We start from the raw sequence: 15,320 nt of genomic DNA on the forward strand, positions 1-15,320 counted from the left end.
CACGGCGCGGGGTCCTCGTGTCCGCGCCGCGTCCCCTACGCTGGCGTAACCTACGGATGCGTAGGTTCGCCGTCCGACCGAGAAGGAGCACCCGTGGCAGCAGCCGCCCAGCCGAACGGCCACCGGGCCGACCGCCTCGACGCGTCCGACGTCGCGGAGGTGGCCCGCGAGGCGAAGGGCGTCGTGGGCGACGCCGTGCAGACCGTGTCGGCGGCGGCCGCCGGGAAGCCGGCGCTCCTCAAGCCGCACCTGCGCGGCTGGATCCACGCCGTGACGACCCCGCTGGCGCTGGCCGCCGCGATCGTGCTGGTCGTCCTCGCCGACACCGCCGCCGACAAGGTCGCGTGCGCGATCTTCGGCCTCACCGCCGTCATGCTGTTCGGCACCAGCGCCGTCTACCACCTCGGCACCGGCACCTGGTCGCCCCGCACCGCCGCCGTCCTGCGGCGCCTGGACCACGCCAACATCTTCCTCATCATCGCCGGCACGTACACGCCCCTGGCCGTGATGCTGCTGCCGCGCGGCACCGCCACCGTGCTCCTCGCCGTCGTCTGGAGCGGCGCGATCCTCGGCCTCGTCGGGCGCGTGCTGTGGATGAGCGCGCCGCGGTGGCTCTACGTCCCGGTGTACGTGGCGCTGGGCTGCGTCGCCGTCGGCTACATCCCGCAGTTCTCCGCGGCGGGCGGCGCCGCCGTCGCGTGGCTGGTCGCCTCGGGCGGCATCGCGTACATCCTCGGCGCCGTCGTCTACGGCACCAAGTTCCCGAACCCGTCGCCCCGCTGGTTCGGGTTCCACGAGATCTTCCACGCGCTCACCGTGGTCGGGTTCACCTGCCACACCGTGGCGATCTACCTGGCGGCCCTGTAACCGCACGTCGCCGCACGTCGCCGCACGCGGCCGGGCCCGGCGGGCTCAGCCCGCGGGCACCACCAGGTAGCGCCGGTTCGCCAGCGACGGGTTCTGCCGACGCACCTGGGCCAGCGGCTCCGGGTCCAGGTCCACGGTGCGCACCTGCGGGGTCTCGTCGAGCTCGAGGCCGACGACGCCGTCCGGCCCGGCCAGGAGCGACCGGCCCACCAGCCCGGGGCCGGACATCCCGACACCGATCACCACCGCCGTGTTCTCGATCGCCCGCGCGCGCAGCAGCGTGCGCCAGTGGTCCGCCTTGAGCGGACCGTCCACCCACGCCGCCGGGACGACGATGACGTCCGCGCCGGCGTCCACGAGGCGGCGCGCCGACTCCGGGAAGCGCAGGTCGTAGCAGGTGACCACGCCGAACGTGAGGTCCCCCAGCCGCAGCACGAGCGGGGGCACGCCGGCCGGACCGGCCTCGAGGCGGTCGGACTCGCGGGTGCCGAACGCGTCGTACAGGTGCACCTTGCGGTACGCGCCGACGACGGAGCCCGTCGCGTCGACCGCGACGACGGTGTTGAAGGCGCGCGTCGGCGGCTCGGGCGCCGGGCCGACCGTCGGCGTCGTCCCCGTGATCGCGGGCAGCGACCCCGTGACCGCCGGGAACGACCCGGTCACGGCCGGGAAGGCCCCGCTGACGGCGGGGAACGCGCCCGTCACCGTCGGGTGCTGGCCCGTGCTCGCCGCCGGCGCGCCGTAGGCCGGCAGGGTGGTGCCGGCCACCACCGCGATGCGGTACCGCGCGGCGTGCTGGCGCAGGGCGGTGACGAACGGGCCGTCGAGCGGCTCCGCATGCTCGACGCCGACGCCGTGCGGGTCGTAGCCGGAGGAGTACTCGGGCAGCACCAGCAGGTCCGCGCCGACGCGGCCGGCGGCGAGGAAGGCCTCGGCGACCGCCTCGCGGTTGGCGTCGTGGTCGGCCGTGATCGCGAGCTGTCCGACCGTGACACGCACGCTCGTGCTCATCGCCCGGGCTCGCCGTCCGTGCCGCCGCTCCTGCCGTCGTCGTCGGTACCGTCGTCGCCACCGTCGCCCGTGCCATCGTCGCGCGGCCCCCCGTCGGGCGCCCCGGGGCCCCGCCCCGGGCCCTGGAGACCGAAGTGCTTGGGCTCCTCGAGCGGGATGCCCTGCTCCTCGGCGTTGCGCTGCGCGCGGCGCAAGTGCCGCGTGAGCGACAGGAAGAGCAGCACGCAGGCCACGGCCACCGCGAACGTCGCGACGAACCCGGCGAGGCCCGGCGTCACCTGGAGCTCGTCCGGCCCCTGGGTCGGGCTGGGGCTCGGGCTCGGCGCGGCGGCGAGCAGGGTCGCCCAGGCGGCGCTCATCGGTCGCCCTCCCGCAGGCCGGCGAACAGGTCGTCCTCGGGCAGCGACGTCGGCACGCGGGAGTCCGCGAGCTCGAACTCCTCGGTGGGCCACACGTCGGCCTCGAGGTCGCGCGGCACGGCGAAGAAGAACCCGTCCGGGTCGATCTGCGACGCGTGCGCCACGAGGGCCGCGTCGCGCTGGGCGAAGAAGTCCGCGACGGCCACGTGCGTGGTCGCCTCCCGCTCGGGGATCTCACGCGCCGCGCGCGACTCGATCCAGTCGCCGAACGGCGACTCCAGGCCGGCGCCCTGCATCGCCTCGTGCACGGCGCGCATGCGCGCCATCGAGAAGCCGTGGTTGTAGTAGAGCTTGAGCGGCTCCCAGGGCTCCGCGCCGCCCTCGACGACGTACCGGGAGGCGTCGCCCGCCGCGTGGTACGCCTCGAACCCCACCTCGTGGCACTTGATGTGGTCGGGGTGCGGGTACCCGCCGGACGGGTCGTAGGTCGTCATGACGTGCGGGCGGAACTCGCGCACGAGCTCCACGAGGGGCGCGGCCGCCTCGTCGAGCGGCGTCAGGCCGAACGAGCCCTCGGGCAGCGGCGGCAGCGGGTCGCCCTCCGGCAGCCCGGAGTCCACGAAGCCGAGCCACGTCTGCCGCACGCCGAGCGCCTCGGCCGCGGCCGCCATCTCCAGGCGGCGCACCGCCAGGCGGCCCTCGATGGTGTCGAACTCGTGCCCCTCGGGCACCTGGAAGCTCGGGTTGAGGACGTCGCCCCGCTCGCCGCCCGTGCAGGTCACCACGAGCACCTCGACGCCCTCGGCGGCGTACCGCGCGGTGGTCGCGGCTCCCTTGCTGGACTCGTCGTCCGGGTGCGCGTGCACCGCCATCAGACGCAGGGGCTCGGACCGCGGGGTGGGCGGCACGGAGGAGGCGGAGGACAAGGTCCCTCCCGGGGTGACGGGTCGGCAGCGAGGTTCAGGGACAATGGTGCACCATGAGCGAGCCCGTCAGCCCCACTCCGCCCGCCGACCGGTACGGCACGTCGCGTGCTGGACAGGACGGTCGCCAGGACGGCCGACGCCCGCTCGGCACGGGGGCCAAGGTGGCGATCGGCGTCGCCCTCGCGGCGGCCGTCGGCGTGGCCGCCTGGTTCTCGGTCGAGCAGACCCGCCGGGACCCGGTGACGGTGGAGATGGTCGGCTTCGACGTCCGCGACGCCGAGCAGGTGGACGTCACCTTCCAGGTCCACATGCCGCCCGGCACGACGGCGGTCTGCGAGGTCGAGGCGCTCGCGCAGAGCTACGCCCAGGTCGGCACCGTCGACGTGCCCGTCGGGCCTGCCGAGCAGCAGACCTCGACGTACTCGGTGACGGTCCGCACGTCCGAGGAGGCCACGACCGCCGTCGTCGAGTCCTGCGACGTCCCCGACGCGCCCTGACACCGCCCCGATCCCGTGTCTCGACCGGGATCACGCTGTTCGCCCAGGGCAGAGGCCTGGGTTCTGGCGCCTCCCCGGGCTATCCTGAGGGATTCACACGCAGTCCTGCCCCAGCCGACGCGCGTGCCGACGCCCGTCGGTCGCCCGCGCACGGCCGAAACAGGCCATCGAGCACCACGAAAGGAGAGCCCTCGTGACCGAGAGCACTGTCACCTGGCTCACCCAGGAGGCTCACGACCGGCTGCAGGCCGAGCTGGAGCACCTCTCCGGCCCCGCCCGCACCGAGATCGCCGAGCGCATCGCCGCCGCCCGCGACGAGGGCGACCTCAAGGAGAACGGTGGCTACCACGCCGCCCGCGAGGAGCAGGCGAAGAACGAGGCCCGCATCCGCGAGCTCACCGAGAAGCTGCGTCACGTGCAGATCGGCACGCCCGCGGACGACGGCGTCGTGGAGGCCGGCATGGTCGTCACCGCGGTCGTGGCCGGGGACGAGATGACGTTCCTGCTCGGCTCCCGCGAGATCGCCGGCACCACCGACCTCGACGTGTACTCGCCGACGTCGCCGCTCGGTGCCGCGATCGACGGGCACCGCATCGGCGAGAAGGTGGCCTACACCGCGCCGAACGGTCGCGAGATCCCCGTCGAGATCCTCAAGGCCACGCCCTTCGCGGGCTGACCTCCCCCGGGCCGCGCCCGGCTCCGACGCATGCCATGGGCGTGCCCGTCCCGACGGGCACGCCCATCGTCGTCCCCGGGGTGACGCCATCCGCGACTTCACCCCGTCGGTCTCAGCATCCGAGACGGATGGCGATCCATAGAACCGTCGATGATCCGTCGATGGTCAACGCGACCTTTCGTTGCGCTGCCAACGATCGGGGACCCGCCGCCGGCGCCGGCCGGTCGAGGAATGGTCATGGCCGAGGTGAACTTTCCCCCGCGATGCGTCTATGGTCGATGGCGGTATGGACACGACGGACACCGCAACGACCAACCATTCGACCGACGACAGCTCGACCGACGCCACGGCGTCGTCCCGCGCCGCGGAGCCCCTTCCGGGCCTCACGGTGCGCCCGCCCACGACGGCGGACGGTGCCGCGATGTGGCGCCTGGCGCGCGACTCGGGCTCGCTCGACCTCAACTCCTCCTACGCCTACCTGCTGCTCGCGGACCACTTCGCCGCGACCTGCCGCCTGGCGTTCCTCCCCGACGGCCCCGACGGCCCCGACGGCCCCGACACGGAGGGCGAGCCCGTGGGCTTCGTCTCCGCGTACCGGCTGCCGGCCGACCCGGCCACGCTCTTCGTGTGGCAGGTCGCCGTCGACCCGCGGGCCCGCGGCCGCCGCGTCGCGGGGCGGCTGCTGGACGCCGTCGTCGACGCGACGGCGGAGGGCGACGGCCCCGCCGTCACCCGGCTGCACACCACCGTGACCACGGACAACGTGTCGTCGCGGCGCGTGTTCGCGCGGTGGGCCTCCGGGCGCGGCGCGACCCTGCGCGAGACGACGGGCTACGAGGCCGCGCGCTTCCCGGACGGCCACGAGGCCGAGCCGCTGCTGGTGATCGAGGGCATCCGCCCTCCCCGTTGACCGACTCCACCATTCAGGTCCCCAGACCTCGGGCTGCGCCGGTTCGGCGCGCAGGTGACGACGCAGCCCTCTCCACCACAACACCGCACCGGCGCGCACCACCTCAAGGAGTGTCCTTCGTGACAACCCCGACCGTCCCCACCACCGAGGCGTCCGCCGCCGACGACCCGATGGGCTTCACCGCCCTCGAGTCGGAGGTCCGCAGCTACTCGCGCTCCTGGCCCGTCGTGTTCGACCGGGCCTCGGGAGCGACGGTCCACGCCGAGGACGGCACCGAGTACCTCGACTTCTTCGCCGGCGCCGGAACGCTCAACTACGGGCACAACAACCCGCTGCTCAAGCAGGTGCTGCTGGACTACCTCACCGACGACCGCATGGTGCACACGCTCGACATGTTCACCTCGGCGCGCCGCGAGTTCCTCGAGACGTTCAACGAGGTGATCCTGGAGCCCCGCGGCCTGGACCACAAGGTCGTGTTCCCCGGCCCGGGCGGCGCCAACGCGGTGGAGGCGGCGCTCAAGCTGGCGCGCAAGGTGACGGGCCGCGAGTCGGTCATCAACTTCACCAACGCCTTCCACGGCATGACGCTGGGCGCGCTGTCCGTGACGGGCAACTCGATGAAGCGCGGCGGCGCCGGCATCCCCCTGGTGCACGCCACCCCGATGCCGTACGACGACTACTTCGACGGCGACGTGCCCGACTTCGTGTACCTGGAGCGGCTGCTCGAGGACAGCGGCTCGGGCCTCAACGCGCCCGCCGCCGTCATCGTCGAGACCGTGCAGGGCGAGGGCGGCATCAACGCCGCGCGTGCCGAGTGGCTGCGCGGCCTGGCCGACCTGTGCAAGCGCCACGACATCCTGCTGATCCTCGACGACATCCAGATGGGCTGCGGCCGCACCGGCAAGTTCTTCTCGTTCGAGGAGGCCGGCATCGTGCCCGACATCATCTGCCTGTCGAAGTCGATCTCCGGCTACGGCCTGCCGATGGCGCTCACCCTCGTGCGCCCCGAGCTGGACATCTGGGAGCCGGGCGAGCACAACGGCACGTTCCGCGGCTTCGCTCCCGCCTTCGCCACGGCCGCCGAGGCGATCCGCACCTACTGGACGGACGACACGCTCGAGACCGCCACGATCGACAAGGGCGCGCTCGTCGAGGCGCACTTCAACTCTCTCGTCGCCCGCTACGGCGACGACGTGCTGGTGGCCAAGGGCCGCGGCCTCGCCCGCGGCCTGCAGACGCCGGACGGCGAGACCGCGAGCCGCATCTGCGACGAGGCGTTCTCCCGCGGGCTGCTCATGGAGACCTCGGGCCCCGACGGCGAGGTCGTCAAGCTGCTGCCGCCGCTGACGATCACGTACGACGAGCTGCAGCGCGGCCTGCGCATCATCAGCGACTCCGTGGCCGCCGTCCTGCCCGCGCCGACGGCCTGACCCGCACCCGAACCCGCCGCTCCCGAACCACCGGAGGTACCACCCATGCTCGTGCGCACGCTCGACGAGATCACCGACACCGACGCCGACGTCAAGAGCGAGAACTGGCGCTCGAAGCGGATCATCCTGGCGAAGGAAGGGGTCGGCTTCTCCGTGCACGAGACCACCCTGTACGCCGGCACCGAGAGCTTCTTCTGGTACGCCAACCACATCGAGGCCGTCTTCATCACGTCCGGCGAGGGCGAGATCGAGGACCTCGGCACCGGCGAGGTGCACCAGCTGCGGCCCGGCTCGCTGTACCTGCTCAACGACCACGACAAGCACAAGGTGCGCCCGCGCACCGACATCACGTGCGTGTGCGTGTTCAACCCGCCGGTCACCGGCCGCGAGGTGCACGACGAGAACGGCGTCTACCCGCTCGTCACCGAGCCGGAGGCCGCCGCGGTCTGACCCGCCCCGCCGCCGAGGTAGGACCGAATCTGCCGAGGTAGTACGTGCCCTCGCGAGGGCTCGTTGCTACCTCGGCAGTCTTCGTACTACCTCGGCAGGTTTCGGACTACCTCGGCGGGTTCCGGACTACCTCGGCGCGAGGGCCGCGAGGCGGGAGCGCAGCAGGCGGCGGTCGCCCTCGCGGTCGACCAGGTCGAGGGCGCGGCGCAGCTCGACGACGGCGTCGGCGGGCCGGCCGGCGCGTGTCAGCAGGTCCGCCCGCAGGGCCGGCAGCAGGTGGTAGCCCGCCAGGGCCGGGTCGCGGGCGACGGCGTCGACGGCGGCCAGGGCGGCGTCGGCGCCGCGCACCTCGGCCACGGCCACCGCACGGTTGAGCGCGACGACGGGCGACGGCGCCAGATCGAGCAGCACGTCGTAGAGCGCCAGCACCTCCGCCCAGTCCGTCTCGGCGGCGGTGCCCGCCCGGCAGTGCAGCGCCGCGACCGCCGCCTGCACCTGGTACGGCCCCGGCCGGCGCGCCGCGAGCGCCGTGTCGAGCACGGCCAGCCCCTCGTCGATCTCGTCGCGGCGCCACCTCGAGCGGTCCTGCTCCGCCAGGGTCAGCGCGACGCCGTCGCCCCCGCTCCGCGCGTCGCGCCGCGCGTGCTGCAGCAGCAGCAGGGCGAGGAGGCCGCGTGCCTCCGGCTCCTGCGGCAGCAGCCGGGCGGCGAGCCGGGCCAGCCGCACCGCGTCCCCGGCCAGCGCGCGGCGGTCGGCGCACCCCTCCACCTCGTCGGCGGGCTCGGCCCAGGCGTCGTAGCCCTCGGTGAAGAGCACGTAGAGCACCGCGAGCACCGCGTCGGTGCGCTCGGCCAGCAGCGCCGGCGGCGGTACCCGGAACGCGATGCCGGTGGCCCGGATGCGCCGCTTGGCCCGGACGAGCCGCTGGGACATCGTCGCCTCGGGGACGAGGAACGCACGGGCCACCTGCGCCGTCGTCATCCCCGTGAGGGAGCGCAGCGTGAGCGCCACGCGGCCGTCGAGCGGCAGGGCCGGGTGGCAGCACGTGAACAGCAGCCGGACCAGGTCGCCGTCCGGGTCGTCGGGCGACCACCCCTCGTCGTCGAGGCCGCGCTCGACCTCGTCGTGCACGCCGTCGGCGGCCCGTCCGGGCCCGGCGACGCGCTCGCCCCGCCGCACCGCGGCCTCGCTCTTCTCCGCCTCGACCTGCCGGCGGCGCAGCACGTCCAGGGCGTGCCGCCGCGCCGTCGTCGTGAGCCACGCGCCCGGCCGGTCGGGGACGCCGTCGCGCGACCAGGTGCGCAGCGCCGTGGCGAACGCCTCCTGCGCGGACTCCTCCGCGAGGTCGAGGTCGCCGGTGGCGCGCGCCACCGCGCCGAGGACGCGTCCCCACTCGCTGCGGAACGCGTCCTCGACGGCGTTCGTGGTCGTCACGCCGGCTCGACGCCGTCGGTCGGCCAGAACGGGTGCACCTCGACCGTGCCGCCGCCCCAGGCGCCCGGATGCTCGGCGGCGATCGCGAGCGCAGCCTCGAGGTCGGGGGCCTCGACGACGTCGAACCCGCCGATGACGTCCTTGGTCTCGGTGAACGGCCCGTCGGTCACCAGGGGGCGACCGTCGCGCACGCGCACCCGGCGCACGTCGGCCGCGGGGCGCAGCCGCTCCCCGAGCACCCGGGACCCGTCGGCGTCGTGCCGGCGCACCCACTCGACGATGTCGGGCGTCGGGCCGCGGTCGGGGACGTCCGGCTCGACCACCAGCAGCAGGTACCGCATCAGGCGCCTCCCTCGCGCGTCTCGTCGGCAACGCCGTCTCCCTCGAGCCCGAGCGGCCAGAACGGCCGCAGCTCGATGGCACCCTCGTGCGCCATGGGGTGCTCGGACGCGATGGTGATCGCCGTGTCGAGGTCGGGCGCGTCGATGACGTCGAACCCGCCGATCGCCTCCTTGGTCTCCGAGAACGGGCCGTCGGTCACCAGTGCGCGCCCGCCCCGGACCCGCACCCCGACCGCGTCGGCGGGCGGGCGGAGCCGGTCGCCCAGCACGGCGGTGCCGCTGCCGTAGTACTTCTCCACCCAGCCCTCGATGGGCGGCGCGCCCGCGGCGTCCTCCGGCCGCAGCTGCGGGTCCTCGGGGGTGGACAGCACCAGCATCAGATACCGCATCAGATCTCCTCGTGGAAGCCGTTGAAGAACACCATCGGTCCGAAGAACGCCACGTCGACCGGGCGGTAGGCGCCGATGCCCAGTCCTTCGCGTCGCACCTCGGCCAGGAACCGCCTCGCCGCCAGGTCATCCTTCAGGATCGTGTCCAGGAAGCGCATCGTCCACCTCTCTTCCCGCGGCCGGCGGCCGCGTCATGAGCACGACGAACGGGGGCGACCCGGACCGACACCTATTTGATCCCCGTGCTCGCGATGCCCTGCACGAACGTCTTCTGGAAGACCAGGAACACGACCAGCAGGGGCACGACGGCGACGGTCGCCACGGCCATCACCGCGCCCCACGGCGAGCTGAAGGCGGGGTTGCTGGTCAGGGTGGACAGCCCGACCGGCACGGTGAGGCTCTCGTTGCCCTGCAGCACCACCAGGGGCCACAGGAAGTCGTTCCAGCGGTTCATGAACCCGAGGATCACGAGGACGCCGACCAGGGGGCCGCACGACGGCAGCACCACCCGGAAGAAGGTGCGCAGCTCCCCCGCGCCGTCGAGCCGCGCGGCCTCGATGAGCGCGTCCGGCACGCCCAGCATGAACTGGCGGGCGATGAAGATCCCGACGACGTCGAACAGCGTGGGCAGGATGACCGCCCACGGCGAGTCGACCAGGCCCAGCCGCGCCACGACGAGGAACGCGGGCACCAGCGTGACCTGGATCGGGATCATGATCGTCACGAGGAACACCGCGTACAGCAGCCCGCGCCCGCGGAACCGGTACTTCGCGAGCGCGTACCCCGCGCCGAGCGAGACGCACACGGACAGCGCCGTGCCGACCGTGGCGACGAGGAACGAGTTGCCGAGCCAGTGCCACACGGGCTGCGTCGCGAAGACCTCGGTGAAGTTGCCGGTGGTCGGCGCGTCGGGCCAGAGGTAGAACTCGCTGCTCTGCGACTGCCCGCCCGGGGTGAGGGCCGAGACGACCATCCAGTACAGCGGGAAGACGACGAGGATCGCGACGGCGGTGAGGCCGGCGGTGAGCAACCAGCGGCGGCGGTGGGTCCGGCGCTCGCGCGGGGAGCGGCGGGACCCTGCCGGCCCGGTGCCGGGAGCGGTGCGCGCGGGGACGGCGGTGGTGGTCACAGGAGCTCCTCGGCTTTCTTCGTCGCGCGCTGCCGCAGCAGCGTGAAGACCAGCAGGATCAGCACGAGCAGCAGGCCCAGCGCGGCGGCGTAGCCCATCCGGGCGTCGGCGAACGCGGACCGGAACACGTACTGGATGAGGACGGTCGTGGAGAAGCCGGGGCCGCCGCCGGTCATCACGTAGATGACGTCGAAGGCCTGCAGCGAGAACACCACGTTGAGGATGAGCAGGATCGACGTGGTCGGCGCGAGCATCGGCACGGTGAGGCGCCGGAACCGCTGCCAGCGGCTCGCACCGTCGATGGCGGCGGCCTCGCGCAGCTCGGACGGGATCGACTGCAGCGCGCCCAGGTAGATCACCATGCAGAAGCCGATGCGGGTCCACACGACGACGAGCACCAGCGTGAGCATCGCCGTGCGCGGCGACGTCAGCCACGGCAGCCCGTCGAGCCCGACCGCCCGGAGCGCGTTGTTCGCGACCCCGTAGTCCGGGTTGAAGATCCACGACATGATCACGCCGACCACGACGCCGGCCGCGACCATCGGCACGAAGAACAGCGCCCGCAGCAGGCCCCGTCCCGGCAGCGGGCGGTTGAGCGCGACGGCGAGCGCCAGCCCGACCGCCATCGCCGTCGGCACCGTGCCGACGGTGAAGACCACCGTGTTGAGCAGGGCAGTGCGCAGCAGCGGGTCGGACAGCATGGTCCGGTAGTTGTCCGCGCCCACCCACTGCCCGTCGCCGAGCGTGGCGGTGTCCTGGAACGACAGGGCGACCGCGATGATGATCGGCACCAGGGAGAACGCGAGGAAGAGCAGCCCCGCGGGGCCGACGAACAGGTAGGGCGCCCAGCGGCCGCGACGGCGGCCCGCGGGCCCGTCCGTCCGCGACGTCGCGCGCGCGACGTCGGCCGTCGGGGAGGCCGCCGGGGGCGCCTCCGGGGCCGTGAGGGTCTCACCGCGTGGTGACACGGCGCATCGCCTCCGTCATCTGGGCGCCGCACTCGGCGGGCGTGAGCTCGCCGAGGAAGCACAGGTCGAGGTAGTCCGCGAAGACCGAGTTGAGGGAGCTGAAGTACGGCCCGGACTGGGCGCGCACCATGGACAGCGGGATGGTCGCGGCCTGGTCGATGAACTGCTGCATCGTGGCCTCGTGCCGGTCGTAGCCGATGTCCGCCGCGTCCAGCGAGGAGCGGGCGGGCAGCCAGTTGCCGCGCCGGCAGAACTCGGCGACGTGGGTACGGCTCGTGAGGAACGCGACGAGCTCGGCCGCCAGCTCGGGGTGCTTGCTGGACCGGGTCACGGCCAGCGCGTTCCCGCCGAGGTCGGACGCCTCGCCGCCGTTGCGGATCATGTAGGTGGTGCCCCACTCGTCGGGGCGGGCCTCGTCGAGGGCGGCGATCGCCTCGGGGTTGTCGAGCAGCAGCCCGGTCTGGCCGGTGGCGAAGAGGTCGCGCCCGACGGCGCCGCCGCCCGACTTGCTCATGTTCGCCGGCGAGACCAGCCCGTCGGCGTACCAGCGGCGGCCGAAGTCCAGGGCGCCGACGGCGGCGTCGGTGTCCATGCTCGGCGTCTCGCCGTCCTCGCCGAGGAACGCTCCCCCGTTCTGGTAGACGACGGGCATCCAGCGGTACGCCGTCTCGGGCCCGCTCCAGCCGTAGCCGAAGCCGTACCGCCCCGTGATCTTGCGTGCCTCGGCGGCGATCTCCAGGAACTCGTCCCACTGCCACGCCTCGTCGAGGGTCTGCGGCACGTCCACGCCGATCTGCTCGATCACGCGCTTGTCGTAGTAGGTGATGAAGTTGTCCGTGTGCTGGAAGACGCCGAACAGGCCGTCGGCCTTGGCGCCGATCGCCCAGAACGGCTCCGACCAGTCGTCCTGGTACTCCGGCGGCACGGCGCCCGTGAGGTCGACCAGGCTGCCGTTGGCGGCGTAGCGGCCGATCTGCTGCGGCGTGATGCGGATGATGTCGGGCGCAAGGTCGGCCGCGAGCCGCGTGATGAACCACTGGTGGAACTGCCCGGTCGTGACCTCGACCGCGACGCTGGTGCCCGGGTGGGCGGCCACGAACTCGTCGGCGAGCGCCTGGTACGACTCCAGGTCCAGGGGGATGTTCCACGAGGACAGGCGCAGGTGCTTCGTGCCGGTCGGGGCGCCGGAGCAGGCCGCGAGCGCCCCGGCCACGCTGATCCCGGCCACCGCCAGGAAGCTCCGCCGGGACAGCCGGCGCGAGACCGGGTGCCTGCCGGGCACCGAGGGGGTCGGCATGTCGTCTCCTCTTCGTCGAGGGATCGTCGAGTCGGGGCGGCGCGGCGCGCGGCCCCGCGGGGTGCCCCGGCGTCGTCGCCGGGGCACCCGGTGTCGGTCAGCGCGCCAGGACGGGGTCCCGTTCCACGGTGGACGCCGACGACGAGACGGACGACGCCGGGCGCAGGGCTGCGGGCAGCAGCGCGGCGTGGGCGTCGAGCAGCTCGTCCGTCATCGCCCGGGCCTGCTCGAGCGTGCAGTGCGCGGACGTCAGCGGGTCGAGGGCGACGGCGTGGTGCACGTGCTCGACGTCGCCGGTGAGGGCGGCACGGACGGCGAGGGTCTGCACGTTGACGTTGGTGCGGTTGATCGCCGCGAGCTGGGGCGGCAGCTCCCCGAAGGACGTCGGCTGCACCCCGTTGGCGTCGACGAGGCACGCCACCTCGACGCACGCGTCGTCGGGCAGGTTGGTGATGACCCGGCCCGCGTTCGGCACGTTCCCGTAGACGACGGCGGGCACGCCCGTGACGACGGCGTTGACGATCGACGCCCCGTACTCGACGGACGGGCTGAGGTCGGCCTTGAGCCGCTCGAGCTGCTCGTCCACGTCGCCCTGCTCGTCGTGGGCGGAGCAGATCTCGTAGTAGTCCCAGCGCTCCGGCAGGTACTCGAGCACGGTCTCGGGATCCTTGCGGAACCACGGGACGTACTCCGACGCGTGGTGGCTGGACTCGGTCTCGAAGTACCCGAAGTGGTTCATCAGCGTGGTGCGCACCTGCTCGTTGCCGCCCTCGTACGTGCTGGCGGCGAGCGCGGCCTCCGAGTGGTCGCCGTCGTCGGCGAGCAGGTCGGCCGCCGCCCGGCCGCGGACGTGACGCTCGGCCATGACCTGGCGCAGGCGCGGGTACAGGTCCTCGGCGCCCCGGCGGAACTCGAGGACCCAGGCCTGGTGGTTGATGCCGGCGCACCGGTAGGAGACCTCGTCGTAGGGGACGCCGAGCGTGCGGGCGAGCATGCGGGTGGTGCCCTGCACGCTGTGGCACAGGCCGACGGTGCGCAGGCCGAGGGCGTTGAGATAGGCGGTGGCCATCGCCATCGGGTTGGCGTAGTTGATGAACTGCGCGTCCGGGCAGACCTCCAGCGCGTCGGCCGCGATGTCCTGGTACGCGCGCACCGAGCGCAGGAAGCGGAACACGCCGCCGGGCCCGACGGTGTCGCCCACGGTCTGGTCGACGCCGTAGCGCCGCGGGATCTCGACGTCGTGCCGGTAGGACTCCACGCCGCCCACCTGGAACGTGATGATGACGAAGTCGGCCCCGTCGAGGGCCGCGCGCCGGTCCGTGGTCTGCTCGACGACGGTGGGCAGGCCGTGGTGGTCCACGAGCTCACGGGCCGCGCCCGCCACCCGGTCCAGCCGGTCGGCGTCGAGGTCCATGAGGCAGAGCGTCGCGTCGCGCAGGGCGGGGAAGCTGAGCAGGTCACCGATGAGCCGGAACGGGAACACGAAGCCGCCGGCGCCGATGATGGTGATCTTCGGGGAATGAGCCATGCAGCGACGCTAGGCCCGAGGATGGCGGTCGATCCTCCGGATCGGTCGCCCCGCTTTCCGGGATCCTTCGATCGCCCTAGGCTCCCCGCATGACGCTGACGGTCGACGACGTCCGCCTGGAGGAGGCCGCCCTGTGGGTGCGCCACGGTGCGCCCCCGGTGATGGAGCACCCGCACCGCCACGACGACCTCGAGCTCAACCTCGTGCACGCCGGACGCCTCGAGTACCTCTTCGGCGGGTCGACGCTGCGGGTCGAGGCGGGCCAGGTCGCGCTCTTCTGGGGCGGCACCCCGCACCAGCTCGTCGACCCCGACGCGGTGGAGTCGGCCGTGTCGTGGGTGCACGTGCCGCTCACCGAGGTGCTCGGCTGGGCGCTGCGGGCCGATCAGATCGCGGTGCTGCTGCGTGCCCGGCCCGTGGTGGTGCCCGCCGCCGCGCTCGCCCGCGACGTCGACGCGCTCTTCGCCACGTGGCACCGCGACGTCCTCGCGGGCGGGGACCACGCCGTCGTCATGCTCGAGGTGCAGGCCTTCGTGCGCCGGACGCTCGCGGCCGCGGAGGCCGCGGGCGCGCCCGGCCCCGCGGGCGACGCGACGGGCGCACCGGGGCCGTCGGGCGCGGCCGCGCGCGCCACCGCGATGGCGCAGTTCGTGGCGGAGCACTACCGCTCCCCCATCGCGCCGTCGGACGTCGCGCGCGCCGTCCACCTCTCCCCCAGCCACGCGATGACCCTGTTCAAGCGGGTGGTGGGCACCACCCTCGGCACCTACATCGCCCGGTGCCGGGTGGCGGAGGCGCAGCGTCTGCTCATCACGACGGACGCCACCACGGTGGAGGTGGGGCACGCGGCGGGGTTCACGTCGCAGAGCAGCTTCTACGACACCTTCCGCCAGATCTGCGGGTACGCGCCCGGCGACTACCGGCGCGCGCTGCGGTGGGCCCGGCGGGGCCCGGGCCCCCCCCGGGGGGGTGGGGGGGGGGGGCCCGGCGGCGGGGGGGCGGGGGGGCGCGCGGGCCCTCCCCCCCGCCCCCGCGGGTCCCGGACCCGCGACCCGACCACGGACACGCCGCGACGGCGTGCGTCCGCGGCGTCGTCGCGTCCCCTACC

18 protein-coding genes are annotated in these 15,320 nt (G+C 73.6%); 7 read left to right on the forward strand and 11 right to left on the reverse strand.

Features of this window, described 5'->3' with window-relative positions; genetic code table 11:
• Positions 1 to 93: 93 nt before the first annotated feature.
• Positions 94 to 867, forward strand: coding sequence for a hemolysin III family protein (locus ACFQ80_RS01840; protein WP_430548890.1), 774 nt, complete (start codon positions 94 to 96; stop codon positions 865 to 867).
• A 45-nt stretch (positions 868 to 912) separates the two neighbouring features.
• Here ACFQ80_RS01840 and ACFQ80_RS01845 read toward each other — a convergent pair whose 3' ends face one another.
• The 3 genes from ACFQ80_RS01845 to mca are packed head-to-tail and all read right to left on the reverse strand — an operon-like array spanning position 913 to position 3,109.
• Complete coding sequence (locus tag ACFQ80_RS01845) at positions 913 to 1,878, reverse strand: carbon-nitrogen hydrolase family protein (protein ID WP_430562341.1); 966 nt, start codon at positions 1,876 to 1,878, stop codon at positions 913 to 915.
• Positions 1,875 to 2,237 carry a hypothetical protein gene (locus tag ACFQ80_RS01850; protein WP_430548888.1) on the reverse strand — a complete coding sequence of 121 codons (363 nt, stop codon included), beginning with the start codon at positions 2,235 to 2,237 and terminating at the stop codon, positions 1,875 to 1,877. The genes ACFQ80_RS01845 and ACFQ80_RS01850 overlap by 4 nt, the downstream gene beginning before the upstream one ends.
• The gene (mca, locus tag ACFQ80_RS01855) at positions 2,234 to 3,109 is read right to left on the reverse strand and encodes a mycothiol conjugate amidase Mca (RefSeq protein WP_430549034.1); all 876 of its coding nucleotides are present in this window, start codon (positions 3,107 to 3,109) and stop codon (positions 2,234 to 2,236) included. The genes ACFQ80_RS01850 and mca overlap by 4 nt, the downstream gene beginning before the upstream one ends.
• A 107-nt stretch (positions 3,110 to 3,216) precedes the next feature.
• Here mca and ACFQ80_RS01860 point away from each other — a divergent pair, with 107 nt between their 5' ends.
• The 5 genes from ACFQ80_RS01860 (at position 3,217) to ACFQ80_RS01880 (ending at position 7,126) form a co-directional block, all read left to right on the forward strand.
• Positions 3,217 to 3,660 carry a DUF4307 domain-containing protein gene (locus tag ACFQ80_RS01860; protein WP_430548887.1) on the forward strand — a complete coding sequence of 148 codons (444 nt, stop codon included), beginning with the start codon at positions 3,217 to 3,219 and terminating at the stop codon, positions 3,658 to 3,660.
• A 193-nt stretch (positions 3,661 to 3,853) separates the two neighbouring features.
• Positions 3,854 to 4,336 (forward strand): transcription elongation factor GreA, encoded by a 483-nt coding sequence (greA, locus tag ACFQ80_RS01865; protein WP_429764557.1) that lies wholly within the window; start codon positions 3,854 to 3,856, stop codon positions 4,334 to 4,336.
• Positions 4,337 to 4,622: 286 nt separating this feature from the next.
• Positions 4,623 to 5,246: a diaminobutyrate acetyltransferase gene (gene ectA, locus ACFQ80_RS01870; protein WP_430562342.1), complete on the forward strand. Its 624-nt coding sequence runs from the start codon at positions 4,623 to 4,625 to the stop codon at positions 5,244 to 5,246.
• Between the two features lie 170 nt (positions 5,247 to 5,416).
• On the forward strand, positions 5,417 to 6,676 hold the full coding sequence (gene ectB, locus ACFQ80_RS01875; RefSeq protein WP_430549033.1) for a diaminobutyrate--2-oxoglutarate transaminase: 1,260 nt from the start codon (positions 5,417 to 5,419) through the stop codon (positions 6,674 to 6,676).
• A 45-nt stretch (positions 6,677 to 6,721) separates the two neighbouring features.
• On the forward strand, positions 6,722 to 7,126 hold the full coding sequence (locus tag ACFQ80_RS01880; RefSeq protein ID WP_430548885.1) for an ectoine synthase: 405 nt from the start codon (positions 6,722 to 6,724) through the stop codon (positions 7,124 to 7,126).
• A 126-nt stretch (positions 7,127 to 7,252) separates the two neighbouring features.
• Here the strand turns inward: ACFQ80_RS01880 and ACFQ80_RS01885 are convergent, their stop codons facing one another.
• The 8 genes from ACFQ80_RS01885 to melA all read right to left on the reverse strand — a co-directional run bounded on the left by ACFQ80_RS01885 (position 7,253) and on the right by melA (position 14,212).
• Positions 7,253 to 8,560, reverse strand: coding sequence for an RNA polymerase sigma factor (locus ACFQ80_RS01885; RefSeq protein ID WP_430562343.1), 1,308 nt, complete (start codon positions 8,558 to 8,560; stop codon positions 7,253 to 7,255).
• Positions 8,557 to 8,901 carry a YciI family protein gene (locus tag ACFQ80_RS01890; protein ID WP_430562344.1) on the reverse strand — a complete coding sequence of 115 codons (345 nt, stop codon included), beginning with the start codon at positions 8,899 to 8,901 and terminating at the stop codon, positions 8,557 to 8,559. The genes ACFQ80_RS01885 and ACFQ80_RS01890 overlap by 4 nt, the downstream gene beginning before the upstream one ends.
• Entirely contained in the window at positions 8,901 to 9,290 is a 390-nt protein-coding gene (locus ACFQ80_RS01895; RefSeq protein WP_430548882.1) for a YciI family protein, read from the reverse strand. Before ACFQ80_RS01895 ends, ACFQ80_RS01890 begins: the two co-directional genes overlap by 1 nt.
• Positions 9,290 to 9,448: a hypothetical protein gene (locus ACFQ80_RS01900; protein WP_430548881.1), complete on the reverse strand. Its 159-nt coding sequence runs from the start codon at positions 9,446 to 9,448 to the stop codon at positions 9,290 to 9,292. Before ACFQ80_RS01900 ends, ACFQ80_RS01895 begins: the two co-directional genes overlap by 1 nt.
• A 71-nt stretch (positions 9,449 to 9,519) precedes the next feature.
• A complete protein-coding gene (locus tag ACFQ80_RS01905) occupies positions 9,520 to 10,419 on the reverse strand; it encodes a carbohydrate ABC transporter permease (RefSeq protein ID WP_430548880.1) in 900 nt (299 codons plus the stop codon).
• Positions 10,416 to 11,387: a carbohydrate ABC transporter permease gene (locus ACFQ80_RS01910; protein WP_430562345.1), complete on the reverse strand. Its 972-nt coding sequence runs from the start codon at positions 11,385 to 11,387 to the stop codon at positions 10,416 to 10,418. The genes ACFQ80_RS01905 and ACFQ80_RS01910 overlap by 4 nt, the downstream gene beginning before the upstream one ends.
• A complete protein-coding gene (locus ACFQ80_RS01915) occupies positions 11,371 to 12,684 on the reverse strand; it encodes an ABC transporter substrate-binding protein (RefSeq protein ID WP_430562346.1) in 1,314 nt (437 codons plus the stop codon). The genes ACFQ80_RS01910 and ACFQ80_RS01915 overlap by 17 nt, the downstream gene beginning before the upstream one ends.
• A gap of 97 nt (positions 12,685 to 12,781) precedes the next feature.
• On the reverse strand, positions 12,782 to 14,212 hold the full coding sequence (gene melA / locus ACFQ80_RS01920; protein WP_430562347.1) for an alpha-galactosidase: 1,431 nt from the start codon (positions 14,210 to 14,212) through the stop codon (positions 12,782 to 12,784).
• Between the two features lie 89 nt (positions 14,213 to 14,301).
• Here melA and ACFQ80_RS01925 point away from each other — a divergent pair.
• Positions 14,302 to 15,320, forward strand: a 1,019-nt coding sequence (locus ACFQ80_RS01925) for a helix-turn-helix domain-containing protein (RefSeq protein ID WP_430562348.1), incomplete at its 3' end; no start/stop codon positions are given.

This window comes from Isoptericola sp. NPDC056578, assembly GCF_042793275.1.
Taxonomy (GTDB): Bacteria; Actinomycetota; Actinomycetes; order Actinomycetales; family Cellulomonadaceae; genus Isoptericola.

What these genes read in the sequence shown, in the direction of transcription:
- ACFQ80_RS01845 (WP_430562341.1), bottom strand. Translation starts at nt 1,878, where the DNA reads ATGAGCACGAGCGTGCGTGTCACGGTCGGACAGCTCGCGATCACGGCC.
- ACFQ80_RS01850 (WP_430548888.1), bottom strand. Translation starts at nt 2,237, where the DNA reads ATGAGCGCCGCCTGGGCGACCCTGCTCGCCGCCGCGCCGAGCCCGAGC.
- mca (WP_430549034.1), bottom strand. Translation starts at nt 3,109, where the DNA reads ATGGCGGTGCACGCGCACCCGGACGACGAGTCCAGCAAGGGAGCCGCG.
- ACFQ80_RS01860 (WP_430548887.1), top strand. Translation starts at nt 3,217, where the DNA reads ATGAGCGAGCCCGTCAGCCCCACTCCGCCCGCCGACCGGTACGGCACG.
- ectA (WP_430562342.1), top strand. Translation starts at nt 4,623, where the DNA reads ATGGACACGACGGACACCGCAACGACCAACCATTCGACCGACGACAGC.
- ectB (WP_430549033.1), top strand. Translation starts at nt 5,417, where the DNA reads ATGGGCTTCACCGCCCTCGAGTCGGAGGTCCGCAGCTACTCGCGCTCC.
- ACFQ80_RS01880 (WP_430548885.1), top strand. Translation starts at nt 6,722, where the DNA reads ATGCTCGTGCGCACGCTCGACGAGATCACCGACACCGACGCCGACGTC.
- ACFQ80_RS01890 (WP_430562344.1), bottom strand. Translation starts at nt 8,901, where the DNA reads ATGCGGTACCTGCTGCTGGTGGTCGAGCCGGACGTCCCCGACCGCGGC.
- ACFQ80_RS01895 (WP_430548882.1), bottom strand. Translation starts at nt 9,290, where the DNA reads ATGCGGTATCTGATGCTGGTGCTGTCCACCCCCGAGGACCCGCAGCTG.
- ACFQ80_RS01900 (WP_430548881.1), bottom strand. Translation starts at nt 9,448, where the DNA reads ATGCGCTTCCTGGACACGATCCTGAAGGATGACCTGGCGGCGAGGCGG.
- ACFQ80_RS01915 (WP_430562346.1), bottom strand. Translation starts at nt 12,684, where the DNA reads ATGCCGACCCCCTCGGTGCCCGGCAGGCACCCGGTCTCGCGCCGGCTG.
- melA (WP_430562347.1), bottom strand. Translation starts at nt 14,212, where the DNA reads ATGGCTCATTCCCCGAAGATCACCATCATCGGCGCCGGCGGCTTCGTG.